The 1035-nt window shown below is 63.9% G+C and carries 1 protein-coding gene; it reads left to right on the top strand.

What is annotated here, in order from left to right:
* Nucleotides 1-1035, top strand: a 1035-nt coding sequence (gene tuf, locus AC07PR_RS29580) for an elongation factor Tu (RefSeq protein WP_495137423.1), incomplete at its 3' end; no start/stop codon positions are given.

Below are 1035 nucleotides of genomic sequence, written 5' to 3' on the forward strand. Positions count from 1 at the left end.
ATGGCAAAAGGCAAGTTTGAACGTACCAAGCCGCACGTGAACGTGGGCACGATTGGTCACGTTGACCATGGCAAGACGACGCTGACGGCCGCGATCGCGACCGTGCTGTCGAAGAAGTTCGGCGGCGAAGCCAAGGCGTACGACCAGATCGACGCGGCGCCGGAAGAGAAGGCGCGTGGCATCACGATCAACACCGCGCACGTCGAGTACGAGACGGCCAACCGCCACTACGCGCACGTTGACTGCCCGGGCCACGCTGACTATGTGAAGAACATGATCACGGGCGCGGCGCAGATGGACGGCGCGATCCTGGTGTGCTCGGCCGCTGACGGCCCGATGCCCCAGACCCGCGAGCACATCCTGCTGGCGCGTCAGGTGGGTGTGAAGTTCATCATCGTCTTCCTGAACAAGTGCGACATGGTGGACGACGCCGAGCTGCTGGAGCTGGTGGAGATGGAAGTCCGCGAGCTGCTGAGCAAGTACGACTTCCCGGGCGACGACACGCCGATCATCAAGGGTTCGGCCAAGCTGGCGCTGGAAGGCGACACGGGCGATCTGGGCGAGCAGGCCATCATGCGCCTGGCTGACGCGCTGGACACGTACATCCCCCAGCCTGACCGTGCCGTTGACGGCGCGTTCCTGCTGCCGGTGGAAGACGTGTTCTCGATCTCGGGCCGCGGCACCGTGGTGACGGGTCGTGTCGAGCGCGGCATCATCAAGGTCGGCGAGGAAATCGAGATCGTCGGTATCCGCGAAGTCCAGAAGACGACCGTGACCGGCGTGGAAATGTTCCGCAAGCTGCTGGACCAGGGTCAAGCCGGCGACAACGTCGGTATCCTGCTGCGCGGCACCAAGCGTGAAGACGTCGAGCGCGGCCAGGTGCTGGCCAAGCCCGGCTCGATCAAGCCGCACACCCACTTCACCGCTGAGATCTATGTTCTGAGCAAGGAAGAGGGCGGCCGTCACACCCCGTTCTTCAACAACTACCGTCCCCAGTTCTACTTCCGCACGACGGACGTGACTGGCGCCGTGGAG

This window comes from Roseateles sp. GW821-FHT09H11 (assembly GCF_059415845.1).